The organism is Sphingobium sp. D43FB (genome assembly GCF_002312805.1).
In the GTDB taxonomy this organism is placed as follows: domain Bacteria; phylum Pseudomonadota; class Alphaproteobacteria; order Sphingomonadales; family Sphingomonadaceae; genus Sphingobium.
In genome coordinates, this window is record NZ_NMUA01000010.1 from 13,459 (window position 1) to 31,430 (window position 17,972).

General features: G+C 60.7%; 19 protein-coding genes. 6 read left to right on the forward strand and 13 right to left on the reverse strand.

The features are described from left to right. Positions 1 to 236 precede the first annotated feature (236 nt). Positions 237 to 536: a hypothetical protein gene (locus SxD43FB_RS10380; protein ID WP_255245664.1), complete on the forward strand. Its 300-nt coding sequence runs from the start codon at positions 237 to 239 to the stop codon at positions 534 to 536. A gap of 162 nt (positions 537 to 698) precedes the next feature. Here the strand turns inward: SxD43FB_RS10380 and SxD43FB_RS10385 are convergent, their stop codons facing one another. After that, the gene (locus SxD43FB_RS10385) at positions 699 to 908 is read right to left on the reverse strand and encodes a hypothetical protein (protein ID WP_096062106.1); all 210 of its coding nucleotides are present in this window, start codon (positions 906 to 908) and stop codon (positions 699 to 701) included. Between the two features lie 89 nt (positions 909 to 997). On the opposite strand from SxD43FB_RS10385, the gene SxD43FB_RS10390 reads away from it, so the two are divergent. Then, the gene (locus SxD43FB_RS10390; protein ID WP_096062107.1) at positions 998 to 1,684 is read left to right on the forward strand and encodes a fumarylacetoacetate hydrolase family protein; all 687 of its coding nucleotides are present in this window, start codon (positions 998 to 1,000) and stop codon (positions 1,682 to 1,684) included. 64 nt (positions 1,685 to 1,748) lie between these two features. Here SxD43FB_RS10390 and SxD43FB_RS10395 read toward each other — a convergent pair whose 3' ends face one another. Beyond that, positions 1,749 to 2,558 carry a hypothetical protein gene (locus SxD43FB_RS10395; protein ID WP_255245665.1) on the reverse strand — a complete coding sequence of 270 codons (810 nt, stop codon included), beginning with the start codon at positions 2,556 to 2,558 and terminating at the stop codon, positions 1,749 to 1,751. 281 nt (positions 2,559 to 2,839) lie between these two features. On the opposite strand from SxD43FB_RS10395, the gene SxD43FB_RS25230 reads away from it, so the two are divergent. After that, positions 2,840 to 3,004 carry a hypothetical protein gene (locus SxD43FB_RS25230; RefSeq protein ID WP_176482741.1) on the forward strand — a complete coding sequence of 55 codons (165 nt, stop codon included), beginning with the start codon at positions 2,840 to 2,842 and terminating at the stop codon, positions 3,002 to 3,004. Between the two features lie 15 nt (positions 3,005 to 3,019). Here the strand turns inward: SxD43FB_RS25230 and SxD43FB_RS10400 are convergent, their stop codons facing one another. From SxD43FB_RS10400 to SxD43FB_RS10445, 11 genes are all read right to left on the reverse strand, one after another. Further along, complete coding sequence (locus tag SxD43FB_RS10400) at positions 3,020 to 3,502, reverse strand: hypothetical protein (RefSeq protein WP_096062109.1); 483 nt, start codon at positions 3,500 to 3,502, stop codon at positions 3,020 to 3,022. Between the two features lie 87 nt (positions 3,503 to 3,589). Beyond that, positions 3,590 to 4,096 carry a sigma-70 region 4 domain-containing protein gene (locus SxD43FB_RS10405; RefSeq protein WP_141249487.1) on the reverse strand — a complete coding sequence of 169 codons (507 nt, stop codon included), beginning with the start codon at positions 4,094 to 4,096 and terminating at the stop codon, positions 3,590 to 3,592. Positions 4,097 to 4,141: 45 nt separating this feature from the next. Continuing rightward, positions 4,142 to 5,332: a DUF932 domain-containing protein gene (locus SxD43FB_RS10410; protein WP_096062111.1), complete on the reverse strand. Its 1,191-nt coding sequence runs from the start codon at positions 5,330 to 5,332 to the stop codon at positions 4,142 to 4,144. Positions 5,333 to 5,486: 154 nt separating this feature from the next. Next, positions 5,487 to 5,633, reverse strand: coding sequence for a hypothetical protein (locus tag SxD43FB_RS24725; RefSeq protein ID WP_176482742.1), 147 nt, complete (start codon positions 5,631 to 5,633; stop codon positions 5,487 to 5,489). Between the two features lie 63 nt (positions 5,634 to 5,696). Continuing rightward, positions 5,697 to 6,215 (reverse strand): hypothetical protein, encoded by a 519-nt coding sequence (locus SxD43FB_RS10415; RefSeq protein ID WP_096062112.1) that lies wholly within the window; start codon positions 6,213 to 6,215, stop codon positions 5,697 to 5,699. Positions 6,216 to 6,270: 55 nt separating this feature from the next. Further along, positions 6,271 to 6,636, reverse strand: coding sequence for a hypothetical protein (locus SxD43FB_RS10420; RefSeq protein ID WP_096062113.1), 366 nt, complete (start codon positions 6,634 to 6,636; stop codon positions 6,271 to 6,273). Between the two features lie 11 nt (positions 6,637 to 6,647). Further along, positions 6,648 to 7,136 (reverse strand): DUF6878 family protein, encoded by a 489-nt coding sequence (locus SxD43FB_RS10425; protein WP_096062114.1) that lies wholly within the window; start codon positions 7,134 to 7,136, stop codon positions 6,648 to 6,650. A 78-nt stretch (positions 7,137 to 7,214) separates the two neighbouring features. Next, entirely contained in the window at positions 7,215 to 11,540 is a 4,326-nt protein-coding gene (locus SxD43FB_RS10430) for a strawberry notch-like NTP hydrolase domain-containing protein (RefSeq protein ID WP_096062115.1), read from the reverse strand. Positions 11,541 to 11,669: 129 nt separating this feature from the next. After that, complete coding sequence (locus SxD43FB_RS10435; RefSeq protein WP_096062116.1) at positions 11,670 to 13,688, reverse strand: ParB/RepB/Spo0J family partition protein; 2,019 nt, start codon at positions 13,686 to 13,688, stop codon at positions 11,670 to 11,672. Positions 13,689 to 13,721: 33 nt separating this feature from the next. Continuing rightward, complete coding sequence (locus SxD43FB_RS25880) at positions 13,722 to 14,201, reverse strand: toprim domain-containing protein (protein WP_255245666.1); 480 nt, start codon at positions 14,199 to 14,201, stop codon at positions 13,722 to 13,724. Between the two features lie 693 nt (positions 14,202 to 14,894). Next, entirely contained in the window at positions 14,895 to 15,257 is a 363-nt protein-coding gene (locus tag SxD43FB_RS10445; protein WP_096062118.1) for a winged helix DNA-binding protein, read from the reverse strand. 306 nt (positions 15,258 to 15,563) lie between these two features. On the opposite strand from SxD43FB_RS10445, the gene SxD43FB_RS10450 reads away from it, so the two are divergent. The 3 genes from SxD43FB_RS10450 (at position 15,564) to SxD43FB_RS10460 (ending at position 17,918) form a co-directional block, all read left to right on the forward strand. Beyond that, complete coding sequence (locus tag SxD43FB_RS10450) at positions 15,564 to 16,310, forward strand: LuxR family transcriptional regulator (RefSeq protein ID WP_176482743.1); 747 nt, start codon at positions 15,564 to 15,566, stop codon at positions 16,308 to 16,310. 73 nt (positions 16,311 to 16,383) lie between these two features. Then, complete coding sequence (locus SxD43FB_RS10455) at positions 16,384 to 17,019, forward strand: acyl-homoserine-lactone synthase (protein ID WP_096062120.1); 636 nt, start codon at positions 16,384 to 16,386, stop codon at positions 17,017 to 17,019. Further along, entirely contained in the window at positions 17,016 to 17,918 is a 903-nt protein-coding gene (locus SxD43FB_RS10460) for a phytanoyl-CoA dioxygenase family protein (protein WP_096062121.1), read from the forward strand. Before SxD43FB_RS10455 ends, SxD43FB_RS10460 begins: the two co-directional genes overlap by 4 nt. Positions 17,919 to 17,972: the final 54 nt, after the last annotated feature.

Sequence of the window (17,972 nt, forward strand, 5' to 3'; positions counted from 1 at the left end):
GTGATCGACAGCCGCCAGAACAGAAGACGGTTCGCACCTATCGATGGACAATGTTGTGCTGAGCGTCCGGGATCGGTCGACATCGGTAGGCTACCGTTGGAAGCTCAATCACGCGCCACGCAGCCACTTACAAAAGTGCCTTGAACATGCGCGAGCGAGGCCGGTCGACATCCGCTACCTTGATCTGATGTTGCTGTTATGTTCTTTTGCTGGCCGAGCCCCGACGGAAATAAGGAATGCGCGCCCGGCTGACCAATTATGATTTCAACCTGCCGCTGATCGATGCGGTCAATGATCCGGATATGCCCGACATCCGCTGCGAACTTGCCGCGCTATCGCTCGGTCAAGGGCTCGACAGCGGCTATTACGCCGCAAAGGAAATGGCGGATGCCGTGACGTTGATCTGGAGCGAAGCGCAAGACCAGGTACCACTGTCTCATGGCGAGGCAATCCGACATTTGGGAGACATATTGGCGCGAGACGATGAGGGCTATCAACGATTTCTCTACGGAGCCGTAGGCGGCCTCATGCCGTAAGACGCGGCAGGTCATCTCGCGTGGTTGGTGGCTAGGATGGCGGAACGCGCCGACATGTATCGGGTCGTCCAGGCTGCGGGCATCGGCACGCCTGCGCTTCCTGGCCGCTGAACCGCCCGGGCGACCTCGCCGGAACGGCGAAGCGAAACCGTCAACACTTGCCTAGAGGGCGGGCTGTTTCACCGTCACCCAGATATCGACAGGCGTTGCGAATTTGCCAGGGGCGGGCTTACCGACATCGATCCGCTCGGCCGTGACGCGCTCACCCGATTCGAGGGTGAAGGTCGCATAGCGCTGGGGCATGCGGCCGAAGGTCATCTTCTGGATAGGTTTGCCGGTTGCGGCGTTCATGATCGTGGCTGTGATGCTCATTGCGTGCCGATAGAGTGGTGCGCAGGCGATTGTCCAGCGGCCGCAAGCTGCGCATAGGACATGACAGAGATTTGAAGGATCCCAGCCCCATGACTTCCAGTGCCGCGCTGCCGATTGTGCCGTCCCCGTCTATCGCTATTCTCGGCAGTGAGGCGCGCTTTCCGGTTCGGCGTATCTTCTGCGTTGGACAAAACTATGCAGACCATGCGCGCGAGATGGGTTCGAACCCTGATCGGCAGGAGCCATTCTTCTTCACCAAGCCTGCGGATGCCGTGGTGTCGAGCGGCACGGAACTCGCTTTTCCATCGCGGACACAGGAGCTGCATCACGAGGTGGAACTGGTGATCGCTCTCGGTCAAGGCGGGTCGGATATCAGTGTCGAGGATGCCGCTGCTCATATCTACGGCTATGCCGTTGGGCTCGACCTCACCAGGCGCGACCTTCAGGCCACCGCGAAGAAGGCCGGTAGGCCTTGGGACATGGCGAAGGGGTTTGATCAATCCGCGCCTATCGGTCTGCTGGTGGCGGGGCAACCACCTGCGTCCGGCGCCATCGATCTCACCGTCGACGACACCGTGCGACAGTCCGGCGATCTATCGCAGATGATCTGGAGTGGGGCCGAGATCATCTCGGTCCTGTCGACCTATGTTGTGCTTGCGCCGGGCGACCTAATCTTCACCGGCACGCCATCCGGGGTAGGACCGATCAGGGCGGGCGAAACGGTACGGGGAACCATCCTCGATATCCCGCCGGTCGAGATACGATATCGCCGCTGAGCAGTTGCGGCACGGCGCGTTATCCCGGCCTGACCCCGATACGCCCGCTGGGCACACCAAGCGATCAGGCGCTGCGGCGCGTCCAGATATAGAGCAGATGGGCATCTGGGTTTGATGCATCACCAACGGCTATCCGGATGTGGCGACCATCGCAGGCGAACTCGGGCGCGCGTGGCAAAGTGAGATAAGAGCCGGCTATGATTATGTCTCCCGATCGCACGGCATCGACCGTGCGCTCGACGCCGAAATAGCGACCTTGCCAGGGTGCATGGACCATTATCAGCGTATCGCCCACCTTGATGGTCCGTTTGAACTGGGCCAGCGACATGCGTGGTTCAACCGGATTTTGCTGCTCAGTTCGTGCCGCCAGGGCTGCCCAATAGGCTTTGCCGATCGCCACCTCGCTGTAGAAGCTGACCGCACTATAATCTTGATAAAAGTTGGCGCGCGCAAAGCCGAAGCGCTCGATCTGATCGCGGAGCGCAAGCAGCAAAGGATCGCGCACCGCAGGATCGCGCAGGTCTATCGGCGCATCACAAATTGCAAGCCTGATCTTGCGGCCGCCCGCGAAGGATAAGCGGGTCAACGAGACCTGCAGGTCGGGATAGAGATCACGCAGATGTGCGGCGATTCGCGCACATAGGGCAGCAAAGGTTTCGTTCGAACGGAGAAGGTCGCCGCTGTAGACAAAGTTGCCGCGCTCGTCGGTCGGCGTCTGGCTGTAAAGCGCCGGCGAATCGCAAGCAGGGGCGCCTGGCGCACTGATCGGGTCGGTCATGAACGGTCTCCTTGAAATCGAGCGGGCCCCTCTCGCCCTGCTCTCCCCATCGCCACCTTCTTCTCTCCACGCCCTCCTCGCGACCGGTGACGCCAATCCGCTGCTCCGCGAACGGCGAGACCGCTTGGCTTTTCGTCATTTTTGAGTATGGCTCAGGGCGTCCGCCAGCAGGCGGGCCGAGGCGTGGAAACCTCGTACCAGTAGAGCCGGTCGTTTGCTCCTAACGACCGGGTGGCGGGCATGTATGTCCAGGCCACCCGGCTAAAGGTGCTCGCGCTCGTCTACTGGCGGGTTTCCAACACCCGGTTCTCAGGGGCCGCACGCCTTGAATCATTCATGACAAGGCGTGCCGCCGGCTGAGCGGCCAGGAGCGGCGGATGTCTCAAAAGACCACAGCACAAAGACGGGCTCACGCCATAGATCTCATGGAGCAGGCGCTTGCAGAACTGAATGCCGCTGAGGATGTGATCGTCGCGATGCGGTTGCAGCATGCCCTCGATGTTGCGCGGGAGGAAGGCCCTGCTCAGTCGGTCGAAGACTGACACTCCTGATCCGCATCAGCACGTCACAAAAGCGGGGGCAAGGCCATGTTTGCCAAGGGATGCCATCAGCACCCCGGTCTCTTCGGATCGTTCAAAAGCGGTCGAAAACATTTCTATGGTGTAGGCGCCACGCGCGAGCAAATCAGCGCTCGCCCGTACCAACTGCACGGAGGTTGTGGGCCATAGACATAGCAGGATATAGGGCCAGCCTGCTTCTACCGGATCATAGTGACAGAGCATGATGTCAGTGCCTTGCAAGCTGGAGCCCCTTCGATCGAGAAGATCGGGAGCAACGGGAGCGGGCCGTTCGAGATCGAGGAAGTGCTCGAATTCTATCATCTCCAGGTCCGTCTCGACGATGACAGGATAGTAACGACCCAGCGACAGGGTCGACGCCGCATGCCGTAGGGGTATGTCGATCACGACCATTTCGGGCAGCACAGGCGTAATCCGACGATAGACTTGCCGTCTGGCCGCGAGGCTGTCGGTGAGTTTCATGACGTTAAACCTTGGTTTCCTGCCGCTAAGGGTCAAGGGGAAGCTTCGCCGATCCGGCGAAGCTTCTCTGGACCGCTCCTATGTTGCTTACACGTCGAGATGATGGGCGATGGCGGACAGGCAGTGCGCAAGGCGTTTCTCAACTGCGGCGACATCGCTTCCTTGAAGCCAGGCAACCTGTTCGATGTCGAGGCCGCCGATCCGGTGCAGCAGATAGGCGTTGCGTGTGTCTTCGGGGAGGCGGGACAGCACCGTTCGATGGCCTTCGTTCAAGGCCCGCGGCATCGCTGTCGGCAAGAGGGCTTCCCAATTAATAAGGACCCAAGCCCGAACCCAGACCCCCGCAGTGCTCGCCGCAACCTCGGTTTCTCTCTCATCAACGGTCACCACCTCGAGGTTGAAATCAGGAAGGCGCGCCATACGCGTAGCCGGCCCGGCAATCGCCGGTGGTGCTACAGCCTCAAGATGGGCGTCGAGTTGGTCTACCAGCGCGCGAAACCGCGCGCCAAACATATGGAAAGCCCTGTGCCAGACAGGCGCGTGCAGGATGGACCGCACCTCCGTAAGGAGGGCGATCGAAGCATTCATGGTCATGGTGGATATCCTAGATTCTAGGCGACGTGCGCCTGTGGTCAGGTTTCAATTGGCGCGTTCGAGCAGGCGGCGAGCCTTGCCTTCCAGTTCGAGCCTGCTGTCCTGATTGGTCCGGGTCCGGGCAAGCGCTGTGATGCCCTGGACGAAATCGTAGACGGACTGGGGCGGATGGCCTTCTTCAGAGAGCACGGTCGCGATGATCTTGCCGGTCTCGGTTTTCGAGAAGCCTGCCTTGCGCAGGAAACGTTCCCGATCCTCATCCTTGCGGGCGACGATCCGTTCGCGCGCAGTCTTGATGCCGTTGATGAAGCCGGATGGCGAAGAGTCGGCGAACCGCGTCAGAGCGGGCGCGGCCTCATGCGCAAAGCGATTGGCGGCGAACTTGCTGTGCCGGATCGATATCTCCTCGAAATTCTCGACACCCCACAGGTTCCGGTTCATGCAAACGGCCCGCAGATAGAAGGTTGCCATGCCCAAGGTCTTGGAACCAACCTCGCTGTTCCAGCAGTAGAAGCCGCGAAAATAAAGGTCAGGTTCGCCATTGGGCAGGCGTCCCGCCTCGATTGGATTGAGGTCGTCGACGAGGAAGAGGAAGACGTCACGATCTGAGGCATAAAGCGTCGTATTGTCGCGCGTAATATCCACGACCGGATTGTAGTGCATCGTACCCCAGTCGAGCACGCCGGGCACCTTCCAGCGCGTATCGCCGGTGCCATTACCCGCGATTTTCATGACGGCGGCCACAAGTTCATGATCCCAGATGCGGCCATAGTCAGGCCCCGTAACGGCACGAAGTTCCGTGCGGCCATTCTGGGTTTCCAGCAATTTCACCTGTTCGCCGCGGTGAGCAAGGAGACCGTGCTGCATGTTGATGCCGGCGAGCGGCGCGGGAAGGCTGCGCAGATAGGAAGCCGGGGCACCGACCAGGCTGCACATCTGCCCAAAAGACCAGTGGGTCGGCATGACCGGTTCGGATTTGCCCGGCACGTGCAGCATCAGTCTCTCGGGATCGTCGGTGCGGGCCTCCACGCGAACCGCGCGGCTCTCGACGACGCGCGTCGTCGCATTGTCGGCCCGCGTGCGGACCTTGTCGTAGAGATCGCCAAGAGACAGGAAGCGTTCGTCGTCGGGGCGCGAGAACCATTCGGACGACACACGGGAATTATTCTGGCCGCGCGACACATCGACGCGATAGGGTTTTGGCGCCGGACGCGCGGGGGAAGCGAGAAGGCTCATGACAATCTCCTTGAAAGGGTTCACCGGCGATCGGAGGGCACCAAAGAGCCCATCCTCGCCACCACCCTTCCACCCCCTTCCCTTCTGCCGAGCAGACCCGCGAATGGCGGCCAGAACGAGAAGGCCATTAAGTCTCGAAGATGTCGGAGATGGCTTACATGCCCGAGTTGGGAAGGCAGGCGAAGGATCGCTTCTCGCCTTCCTGACTGGCGGCATGCAGGATCAGGCTTTCCGCAGATCGCCTGAATTTAGACGCGCCGATCTGATGGCGTTGATCAGCACCATCGCGCATGACGGCCATTGTGCCGTCAATCCGGGCGGTTTCCGCAATCACGCTGTCAGCGCGATCTATGGTGTTATGTCTCTAAAGCATGGCTTCGGCAGGAATGCTGGCCGTGCCGCCTGACATTTTGCCGAGGGCATCCTCTATGAACTGGCTTGTAGACATAGAATCCATCGCTTGCGCAGTGATAACAATCGCCTGACCGCCAAAGCCATCGAACAGCATGCGGGAACAGGTGTAGGATGTCTCGATCGCAATATGGGAAAGAGTTTGCGAGCGCCGGACAATATCCTGGAGGATCTCCATCCAATGATCATCCATATCGACTTCCAGATAGTCGCCCTGGTCGGCATTCTTTGCGACCAATTCGGTCAAGAAGCGCGCGGCGACGCTATCGGCAGGTGAAGCAGCGAGGGCCTCGCGAACTTGGTCATGATAGAGAATGAAGTTCATTTCCCGCCAGATGTCGGCAAATAAGTAGACTTCATCATCTTTGGTTTCGTGCGAAAATATAGAGGTGAGGAGCAATCGCTCGGCGGGACTTATATCGCCGACCGGGATGAAGGGCGTGACGACGCACTGGCCGAAATAATCTGCCATGGCGAATCTCCATTTAGTTAGGTTCAGGGCCGCCCACGGTTGCGGACAGCAGTGGTCATGCCGCGATGGCGAATGGATCGACGGAAGCATGGATCGGCTGCGCGCGGCCCATCCACGGTTCTGGACGTATGCAACGGACCCAGTCGGCAAAGGAGGGAATATAGCCCAGATCCTCGATCACATGCTGCTCGCCAATGAGCCGAACGGGCACCACTCTCCCGGTGGAAATCGTGATCGTCGGCCCGAAAAAATGTTCCAGCATGAAGACGCCCTCTGCATGGTGCCGCAAGGCACGATGGCGGTAGTCGGCGATAATGAGTTTGGACGGCTCGTCGAACCATTGGTGGAGGGCCAGATAATCCTCGGCCGCCCCGCCCCACTTTTTCGCGCTCGAAAGCGCGTGATGGTAGCAATGTCCCATGATCGCGCTCCTCAAAATTCGTGGCTATACACTTCCGTCGCGACGTAGCGATCGGCATGCTCGAGCCTGATCATTCCGGCTGCGACATCGAAGGTGAATTCGCCATAGGCACCGTCATCATTCTCCCACCCCGGGTGGGTTGCGCCCAGAAGATGATAGGCGTGCGCTTCGAGCGCAGCCCCAAGCGACATCGGCGCGGCGACTGCGACCTCTGTATTCCACGGCTGCTCCATCAACTCGACCGGTACGGCTGGAATTTCCAGCCCGATATCGTCGGCGTCCAGCGCCTCGATCTCTTCGATCTGTCCGCTGTCGCCGCACCCATCGAAACGGATGATGACCGTAGCGATGCCCGCTGCTGCAAGTGCGGCGAGTAGCCTTGTCTTGTTGAGAGGCAAGAGCCTGGCGGCGAGCGCCTCATGGCGACTCCATTGCAACAAAATATCGTTCGGCGTCGTGATCAGTGCCGCGTCGACTACTGGTGGATTTGCATCAGCCATGTTCAAGCTCCTTGGATAGTGTCCGAAACTCCCTTCATCGGACACATAGCCATTCACCCTCCCCTCCGACCGCCTAGGTCAGGGGCGGTTTTGGGACATCGCCACCAGTTTGTTGAATTCGGCACCGGCTTCGGCGATGCGGCGCAAGATTGCTTCGGCCTGCTCGGCAGGCATGAACAACCGCGTTTTATAGGCGATCACCTCGGTGAAGCAGCCCAGGCTCTTAAGCCACTCACGACGCCCGGGCGGAAAATTGCGGAGTTCGAGCCGCATGGCATCATTGACCCGAACACGGGCCAATTCGGCGCCAGCAAGTCCGGGAATGGCAACTGTCTCCCCAGACCGAACGGCCCTGAGCAATTCTGCAGGCGTGAGCGCGATAGTCATGGAGACGCCAAAGGCATTGCCGACCTTCTCGACGCCTGAGGGTGATACGATCCGGCCAAGTAGGCTACTGCCCGCGGCATCCGATATCCGCCACACGCGCGCATCATCATCCGGCAGCTTGTTCCAAACTGGCAGCAACAGGCCGGTCGCAAGATGGATTGTCTCAACATCGATCTTGGTTGCACTTTCGTCAACCTCGGCGTTCCAGAGCCGCTCGAACTCAGCCACGGCTATTGAAACCCAAGCACTTTCGGCAAGGCGATGATCGCGGATGCGCTCCTGGCCGGTAGGACGTACGAGCATCCACATCGGGATCGGTTCGCCTTCATTGTTCATGACTGGCCACGACGGTGTGGCGAGCGCGACCCGGCCAGACTTGTCGTTACGAAGCATGCGCGTGCCCGAGATTTGTGCCCACTGGGTCATGAGTCGTGGGTAGGCGAGCGCCTTGCGTCGATGGTGCAGTTCCAGGCGCGCGAGGCGGGTCTGTGCACCCGTCGCCGGATCCTGGCGAAGGAGCGTTTCCTCGAGGATCACGATGCGTTCGGTCATGATGGTTTCGACGCCGACATCCAGCGTCCCTGCTTCGCGCGCTTCGTCGATCCGCGCCTGGATGAGCGCCATATATTCGTCGAAAATGGCATCTTGCGTCTCGATCCGCAGGGCGAGGAGCCGGTTCAGCCAGCGATGGATGGGCGGCAAGTCGTCGAGCAGGCCGCCGCCATCATCATCGAGCAGTTTAAGGCCTGTCATCGCGATGAAGTCGACAAGGCTCGTGCTGGTCAGCTTGCCCCGAAAAAGCAGGCTATACCATTGCCGCAGCGCGTCCTTGGCATAGTCGCTCTCCAGGTTATCCGCCGGATCGAAGAGATTCTGGCCTCCTGTCTGCCGCTGGCCACGGGTGAGCGCGCCTAAGCTGTCGAGCCGCCTGGCGATCGTGCTGATGAACCGGCGCTCACCCTTACAGTTGGTGGTGACTGGCCTGAACACCGGCGCACTCATCTGATTGGTCCGGTTCGATCGTCCGAGCCCCTGTATGGCGTTGGACGCCCGCCAGCCAGGTTCGAGCAGGAAATGGATGCGCCGCCGGTGGGCACTCGGACAGTTGCGGTCCGCATGATAGCTGCGGCCTGTGCCGCCCGCATCGGAGAAAAGCAGGATTGGCTTGCTGCCTGACATAAAGGCCTGTGCTTCGACAATATTGGAACGAGCGCTTCGCCGATCGATCTTCTGGCGACCGTTGCCGTCCAGGATCAACCGGCGAGACCGCCCGGTCACCTCAGCCACCTGGTCAGTGCCGAAGCGCGCGATGATATCGTCCAGCGCCATGCCGATCGCGGGCAGCGCGCAAAGCCGTTCGATGAGATCGTCACGTCGGGCAATGGCTTCCGCGCAATGCACGGGGTTGCCCTCCGCATCGACCATCAGTTCGGAGCGGTCGTAGCCATCGCTGCCTTTGAACACGGTCATCATGCGGGTTGGAAAGGCCGTCTGCAAATAATCGATCATCGCCTCGCGCGGCGACAATTCGATGTCGAGATTGGCCGCTTCGTCTGCAGAAAGGGACGCCAGACGTCGGTCGAGCATAGCCTCTGCCGTCGTCACCAACTGCACGATCGCCTGGTGATCGGCATTGAGTGCGGCATCGATCGCATCAATGAGTGTGGGTAGTTTCATGGCGACCAGAACCTGGCTGAAGAAGCGTTGCTTGGCGCTTTCGAAGCGCGAAAGGGCTGATCCCCTGGCTTGGGCATTGAGGGCGTTGCCCGTCATCCGATCAACGATGTTGCTCGCCATGAGCACCTGCTCGAGATTTTTGTGGATGACCGCCCAACCGTCCGCATAGGCATTGTAGATCGCAACTTGCTCGGCTGTCAGCACATGCTCGAGCGGCTCATATTCGACGCCCTGAAAGGTAAGCGCCCGCGCCGTATAGAGACCGAGCGCCTTTAGATCGCGCGCAACGATTTCCATGGCCGCGATCCCGCCATCGGCGATGGCCGCCATGAAGGCGGCGCGCGATTCAAAGGCTGTGCCCGGTCCCCACAGGCCCAGACGTATCGCATAGCAGAGATTGGCGGGATCGGTGGCACCTGTGGCGGAGACATACAGCACACAGGCGCGGGGCAGAAGATTTTGGAGCCGAACACCCGCCAGCCCCTGCTCGGACCCCTTCTGCTTCCCGAAATTGGTCTCCGTTCCGGCAGCATTAGCCATTTCATGAGCCTCGTCATAGCAAAGCAGACCATCAAATTCGTCGCTGAGCCAGTCGAGTATCTGGGAGAGGCGTGAAGCCTCGTCATGACGTTGCGAGCGCAGCGTCGCATAGGTCATGAACAATATGCCGCTTTCCATCGAGATCGGCGTACCCAACGGGAAAGCGTCGAGCGGCTGGATATCGATCGGAAGGCCGCCCAGCGCCGCCCAGTCGCGACGGGCATCCTCAATGAGGGCGCTGCTTTTGGATATCCAGACAGCCTTGCGCTGCCCGCGGCACCAACGGTCAAGAATACAGGCTGCGACCTGCTGGCCCTTGCCGACCCCGGTGCCGTCGCCCAGGAAATAGCCCATGCGATAGAGCTTGCCATTCGCGTCCGGCGAGAGGACCGTCCCCTTAGCATCCGGCGCGTGGAGCCCGGGCAAATCGCGTTCAAAAGCCTGGCCGGCATAGATCACGGTTTCGAGTTGCGCGTCGGACAGGGCGGATACGGCGCAGGGCGGCAACATGGGCGCATAGCAGGGGGCCGGTGGAAGGATCGACGACATCGCGATCGATTCCACCAGGCTGTCGGGATGTGGAGTGGCGCCTGGAATTGCGATCCTGGACAGTCGCCATGGCACATAGATGCCGATCTGATCACTTGGCGGTCGGGCCGTCTGCAGGACGGTATAATCAAGTGGTCGCGGCGCAGCGTCGAGAGAGGCCCTGCCGTTCGGTGCCACAGGGCTGCGCCGTTTTACTTGCCCCAGCAGGAGAGGGTTTGCGGCAGGTTTGGGCCGCACCCGCGCGGCGGGGGCTCGCTCTAGTCCAAAGGGCAGCGTTGGATGATCCGGCGCTCGCCGAGGCGGAAGCGATAGAACGACATCCAGCGCATCGTCGAGACAATCGACCGCCTCGCGCCGAGCGGTCCCTTCCCAATTCTTGTCATAGATCAGCAGGCGAACCGCGATACTCGTGCCGTGGCGGGCGAATGGCTGTCCGGTTATGGTGATCTCCAGGCGTGGTAGAACAAGGTCCGCAACAGCTTGATAGCCCGTAGCGCCGCTACCATCGGCGCAAAAGCCGGGCGGCATGATCGCGACGCAACGACCATGATCTGCAAGACGCGCAAGCGCTGAACGCAAGTGTCTCGCGCCTGCATGCCGGTCGTCTCCGCGTCCCTCGCTGCGCGCGAATGGTGGATTAATGAGAATGACGTCCGGTCGGGACAGGCTGGCGAGGTGCGTATCAATATATTCCGCGTCGTGCGTTGTGACGCGCTGGCCCATGATCTTGCTCAGCAGCTGCGCCCGAACGGGGTCGCGTTCATTGAGTTGAAGGGTAGCGCCGGCGCATTTCGCCTGAAGCGCCATCAGACCTGTCCCGGCAGAGGGTTCGAGCACGATATCGGCGATGGTCGGCATGGCTGCCTGACCCGCTAGCCAGGCGAGCGGGAGCGGCGTCGAGAATTGCTGAAGCGCGATCTGTCGTTCGGTCCGGTAGGTCTGCGTTGGAAGACGGTCGGCGAGTTCGCAGACACGCGCCAAGGTTTCAGCCGGACTATGTCCGAGAAGGGCGCCACCGGCTAGGCAGGCGATGACCTGCGCCGCTTCGAGCGCGTCATAAGCGTCGCGCATCGACCATGTGCCACCAGCATCGGTACAGCCAAAGCAGCGAAACATCTGCTGGCCGAGCGACTTTCGCGTGATCGACTGACCGGCAAGGAGGATGGATGCGAGGGTGCGGGCGACCTGCGCCAGCGCCCTGGCCTTAGAACCGACAGGGAGCGACGTCGCGTCTAACAGCGGAAGGGTCATAGGATGTCTCCGAAAGTCCGCCACACCATGCTGTGGCAGCATCTGCCATCCCCCGCCCTCCTGAAGGTCGCGGGGCGTTGGCACGCAAAAATGGGCCGCGCTCCGTAAAGCGCGGCCGTGCTCGGACGATCAGGCCGCTTGGCTGATGTCGGCCGTCAGGTCTTCAGGCGCGTCGGCACCGGTCGGTCCCTCGGACGCCGCTGCACCCGCGTCAGCGTCATCAAGCGATGGTGGGACATCGGGCGAAAGACGCATCTCGTCGGGCAACCAGGCAAGCGCCTTGTCCTTCAAGTCCGCTTCAATGATGATCTGGCCCGAGAAGAGCCGTTCGGCGGACGTCGCCAAGTCATGCTTCTTCGAGGCGCCATAACGGCTCTTGAGTTCCAGGCCGCCAATCTCCTCGAACAGGTCGAGGATGCGCGGTTTGCTGACCCGATCAAAATAGGTGCGCGCGGTCGGACGCCACCAGGCAGCCATGTCGATCTCCAGTTTACGGCCGAGATGATCGATCATGTCCGCCCCGCGATCGCCTGCAGGAACGGCATGCAGCGTTCTGGCGACCGCCCAGCCGAGCCATGCGCCGCGCGCCTGGTCGCTCAAGACGCAGAAGGCATCATAGCGCTCGGACACGGTTTTGCCTTCGGTCCAGCTGCGATCCAGGTCCGTCACGATGGATGCCCAGTTCTGCGCTGCTGGCGCGCCACTCTCAAATCCCGAGACCCGCGGCGACGGGGCGTTGGCGCGCAGATCCGAAGGAAGATCATAGGAGCCATATTTCTGGGTCGCGGCCTCGATCATGAAGAAGATGCCGAGATCGAGCGCGAAATGGGTGTCGGTCGCCACATGGACCTTGAGTATCTCGGTCTTCATCATTGCCAGTTCATCGCGCAGACGCTGGGAGATCGCAGGCCGACCGGGAGGCGCGTCATCGGTCGTGTGGCTCTCGTCCTCGTCGACGCTGTCATCATCGAGGCTATCTTCGTCAGCCTCTTCATCCGGGAGACGGGCATAGAGTTGATCGTGAAGGCGCGGCACGCCATCGGTGCCGATCACGAGATACGCGATCGCGGATGCCTTATGCTCGTCGAGGATGATTGGTGGCTTCTCCTCGATACGGGCATATTCTGCTTCAAGGGCCCGAACGCGGGCATCGTCCTCGTCGGTGTAGCCGTCTTCGTCGCAACTATCGTTGATCGTTTCAAGTTCTGCCTCGATATCCCGCTGCCGCTGTTCCTCCTCTGCAGAGAGCGCAATCGCCTCGCCCTCGACCGCGGTGAGGCGCAGCGTCTCCATATAGGGCACCCGGGTGGCAGGGATCGCACGGACCTCAGCATATCCTTCGGAAGCTGCAATCGCCGCCGCGGCTTCCTGCATGCGTCCCTCCACGAGACGCTCAAGGATGTCGCCGCTGGTCCAGCGCTCGGTCTGCGATGTCGAGAAGAGGTCGCAATCCACTTGCCCGCCGGCTGCGACATAGGCCTCACGGCCCACGAGCAGCGCCTTGGGATCATTGCCGAGATAGTCGCCGATCGTCAGACGTCGCCGGATTTCGTTGACGTTTTGCGCATAATAGGAGCCGGCCAGTTCGCCGAAGATATTGGACTGCCGTTCCGTGTCCGAGGTGCTGGCATAGGCCATGGCGACGTCGAGGGTGATGTCCCCGCCGCGCAGTGCTTCGAAGACCGGTTCTGCCAGGCCGGCAAGGCGCAGCCGTCCGAGCACGAACCGTTCTGTAAGGCCGAACCGCTTGGCGACGTCTGCGGGCGTCTTCTTCTCAAGCGCGATGATATCCTGAAATGCCCGGCAGGCATCGGCCGGGTTCATGTCCAGCCTAAAGAAATTCTCCGACAGGCTGATCTCGATGGCATCCTTGCTGTCGCCCAGGACGAGGACCGGAATGCAATAGTCCGCCGCAAAGGTGCCGTCCTCGATAAGGCTGTAGACGGCATCGAGCCTCCGGCCGCCGGCAATGATCCGATATTGTCCCTTCTTGCGGGGTACCGGAACGCCGATGAGATTCTGGATAATGCCCCGCGCCGCGACATTCGCCTTGAACTGCAGATCGGCTGAAGGGTCTGAACTTTTTCGCACATTGCTGGGCGATTTTTCGCAATCGCTGGCGCGCACAAGGATAGGAAGCTTGGACATGAGGGATACTCCAGGAACGGGGCGCACTGACCATCAGCCTGCCAACCGCACCCCGCCCCTCTCCCTCCGCTCCTCCAGTGCGAGATCGTTCCAGTCGCTCACATGCGCAGGCGGCCAGCGTGTAAGGATATGTCGTCCGGGCGCTTCATATCGTGTCCGGGCGATCGCCTCGCCGCGCCGGCCGGCCGCATCATTGTCCGGGAACAGAAGGAGGGTCGAGACATGCGCGGGGATGTCGATGAGACCGAAGCGTTCACTGCCCAGTGTCGCCCAGACGGCGATGTTGAAGCGATGCATCGCCGACATAGCCGTCTCATGGCCCTCGGCCAGACCGAGGCAATCGGAAGGCCAGGCGAGGCGGACAGCACCTCTACCAGGCGTGCCGATCATCCGTCGCGGGAATTCGAGATCCGTCGCTAGCCTTGGCTTGGCTGCATCGAGGAAGCTGCGCTGAACGGCGCAGACGCCGTTACCGTCAACGATTGCCGACAGTAAAGCGGGCCGCCGGACCATGGCCTGACCGCGACCGAGTGGAACCTGTGGATGAAAGCGCAACGCTGGCCAAGGTCCGGGGATCGCGCGCGCCTCGAGATAACGCGCTGCCAACCCACCGCAGATCGACGTCGCTTCACACCACAATCTGAGTGCAGCGCTCCGGCCATCGAAAGCGGGCCTACGCGGCAATCGCGGTGCGGGATCTTGCTGCCAGCGGCCCTCCAAGAGCCCCAAGCAACGGATGGCGCGTAGAACATCGCGCGTATCGCAGCCCGCAAAGCATTTGAACAGAAGGCGCTTGTAACCGATTCTGATCGAGAGGCTCGGTCTGCGGTCATCATGCGCGGGACATCGGCACATGGCGCTCGCGCCATCATATCTGCCGCCAAGAGCCCTCGCGAGCCTGGCAATTTGCAATTCAGCTTCCTGATGATGTTGGGTGCAGGAGTGGAGCATGGGGAATTCCCGAAAATGGTCGAACCACTCCCCCCACCCCTCCTCCTCTTCTGGCGGCCAACCTGCCTTGCCGTCCTATCTTGTTGATCAAACGGCCTTACCGGCCTGATATCGGACCAAGCATTGCCCTCGACTTCAGAGATCCTACAAATTGCAGGGCAAGAATAGAAAGTAGCCATTTCCATCGCGTTACCAGCGGTTTTAGACCGGCATTACGATCTGCGGAATGCGCAAATGCTGCAAAGCCAGCAAGGCTCAGTTGCCGTCCGCAATAGCATCAAAAATTGCAGCCAGGGCTTCATGCGCGCTGGGTGTCAGTCTGATGTAGATGCGCCGACCGTCTTTGGGGTCAGAGTGGCGGGATACCAGACCCAGTTCGGCCATCCCCTTTATTGCCCGCAAAGCGGTGGTGGGCGGCACATTGGCAGCGCTGGCGAGGCTAGAGATAGCGATATCACGCGCGCGCGCGTCAGATGCGTAGAGATCCAGCAGCATGTCCCAAACGGGATCGGCCGAAAGTTCGAAGCCGATGTAACGCCCCACAAGCCGGCGCACCGTGATCAGGGCAAGACATACATCCAGACGCTGCTGGCGTTTCCCGGATGCGTCGCCCTCCATCGCCTTAGATCCCGAGGCCTTCGGATCTCGGTCCCTCAAAGCCGCGCGACCGACACGAATTGGGCGGTAGCCCGGCCTTAACCTGTGAGACAGGTATGCAGCAAAGTGTCGCCGATATGGCGAAAAAACCGCTCTGGTTTTGACCGACCATCTATGTTCACCCCGTCACTTAACTGTCACAAATCTCCCATGGGACCGCGCACTTGCCCATTCCCTGAAAGGGGGGGGGCAAAGCCGAGCGGCGTATGGGGCGGGTTGCCTGAAAGTCATGTTCAGACATTTGAAACAGGAGGCTTTGGTATGTTCATGTCACCCCGGATCATCGAATTCATGGATGGATGCAGCGCGATCACCGAGGAGACGTCGCTTCGCGACGTCCTTGGCGAGATGACTCTTGCGCTGGGCTTTAGACAATATGCGCTTTTGCACCATGTCGATTTAGCGAGCCCGCCTGATCAATCTATCACGCTCATGAGTTATGATGACGCATGGATCGAGAGGATCGTGCGCAAGCGCTATTTTCACGACGATCCGATTCTGGCGGCGAGCAACAAGCGGCTGACCGGGTTTGGCTGGCGGGAAGTTCCCGACATCATCGAACTGAGCAAACGTCAGCGTCGCATCTTGCTTGAGGCCGAAGGCTTTGGCCTTCGCGATGGGTTTACGGTGCCCGTGCACGTCGCTGGCGAATATCGGGGCACCTGTTCGTTCGGCAGCGATCGGCCAATCGAGCTTGATCACAATCGCAGCGGCTGCGCGCAGATTGTGGCCATGTATAGTTTCGAGGTCGCGCGACGCCTCACGTCGAAGGGGAAGGCGCCCCAAGGCGCGATTCCAGAGCTTACGCAACGTCAACTGGACTGCCTGGTTTTCGTCGGATCCGGCAAGACCAACTGGGAAATCAGCAAAATCCTGGGCGTCTCGGAAGATACCGTGCGCAAGCATGTCCTCGATGCGATGCGGCGGTATAATGTCGGCAAACGGACATTGCTGATCGTGCGCGCCCTCTTCGACGGGCAACTGTGCTATCGCGATCTGCTCACCAAGCACTGATCCCCCCCGTTGGGGTAATAGCGGGCGGCTCTGATCCTTCGCATCCTGCGGCTCTCTCACGCAGGAGGAAATCATGCCGTCCGTTCAAACAGGCGTATCGACGCGCGTCCCCGACGCGCTGCTGGCTGACATGTATCGCGATCGCAAACGAGTGTTCATCGATCTTCTGGGCTGGGACCTGCCCGCCCTGGACGACCGGTTCGAGATCGATCAGTTCGATGGTCCCGATACATTATATCTCATCGTCGGCTCGCCCGACGATAACCATTTGGGCTCGATCCGGCTTTTGCCCACCGATCGGCCAACAGTTATCGGCGAGATATTCGACCATCTGTGCGAGGCGGGCGCGCCGGCCTCGCCGCGCATCTGGGAACTCTCCCGGCTATGCCTCTCACCGCGCATACGCGCGGCCCGGCGCAGGGAGGTGCGCAACCGGCTTCTGACATCGGCGGTCAAAATCGCCATGGAGAATGGCGCGACGCATTTATGCTGCGTCATCTATGCCTGGTATATGCCCGAGGTGCTGTCCTATGGCTGGCGCTGCAGGCCCCTTGGCCTGCCACAACCGGATCCAAGTGGCCTGGTGATTGCCCTCGAAATCGTCCTGGATGGCGATACTCGCTCACTGATGACACAGGCGGGCACCTGGGACGAAACGCCGGCGGCGTTTTCCCGCGATGGACTGGCAAGCCGGGGTGAGGTCCAATGAAACAGGAACGCATCGGACACCCGGCCCGTCCCCATGTGGATGCGCTCAATGCGCTCGGCTATTGCGTCATCGACGACCTCCTTCCGCTAGCCTCTGTCCAAGCGCTGGCGCAAGATCTCGATCGCGACTTTTGCCAGACGCCGGTCTCCCAAGGCCTCTTCTATGGGGCTGACACGGTCCGCTTCGGCGGACTGCTGGGCAAGTCGACGCATGCCGCCGCATTCGTCCAGCACCCGCTTGTTCTGGACATCGTCGAAAATATCCTTGGCCCGTGGTGTGACACTATCCAGCTTAACCTCACCCAGGCTATCGAAATCCGGCCTGGCGCGGAGCGGCAAGTCCCTCATCGCGACCAGGACATGTGGCGCGCTAGCCGGATGCTACCGACAACGCATGAGGCCGAATTCCTCGTCAATGTGATGTGGCCTTTCACGCCCTACACCCCGGAGAATGGGTCGACGATCCTGTGGCCCGGAAGTCACCGCCGGCGCGCGGAAGATCTCATCGATCCATCCGAGGCCGTGTCGCTCGCGATCTCGCCGGGTAGCGCCCTCCTCTTTCTGGGTTCAACCCTGCATTCGGGCGGCGCCAACCGTACGATAGCGGCACGACGGGGCATGATCGTGAGTTACTCGCTCGGCTGGCTCAAACCCTATGAGATCCAGACTCTGGTCTACCCGCCGGACACGGCGCGGGACTTCTCACCTGAGCTGGCTGCGCTCATCGGTTATCAGGTTCATCGACCCAATCTAGGCAATGTCGATGGTCGGTGCCCATCGCATCTTCTTCACGGCGAGAGGCACCTTGGCGCAGTGGATGCGCTGGCCGATGCGCAGATCGCGCTCATACAGGCTTTTCGGGAACAGGCGACTGAGCCAGAAACCGTACCAGGCGGTTAACTTCCTATCGACGGGCTCCAGTTTATTGGGCATTGGCGCGATCGCTTTAAGACG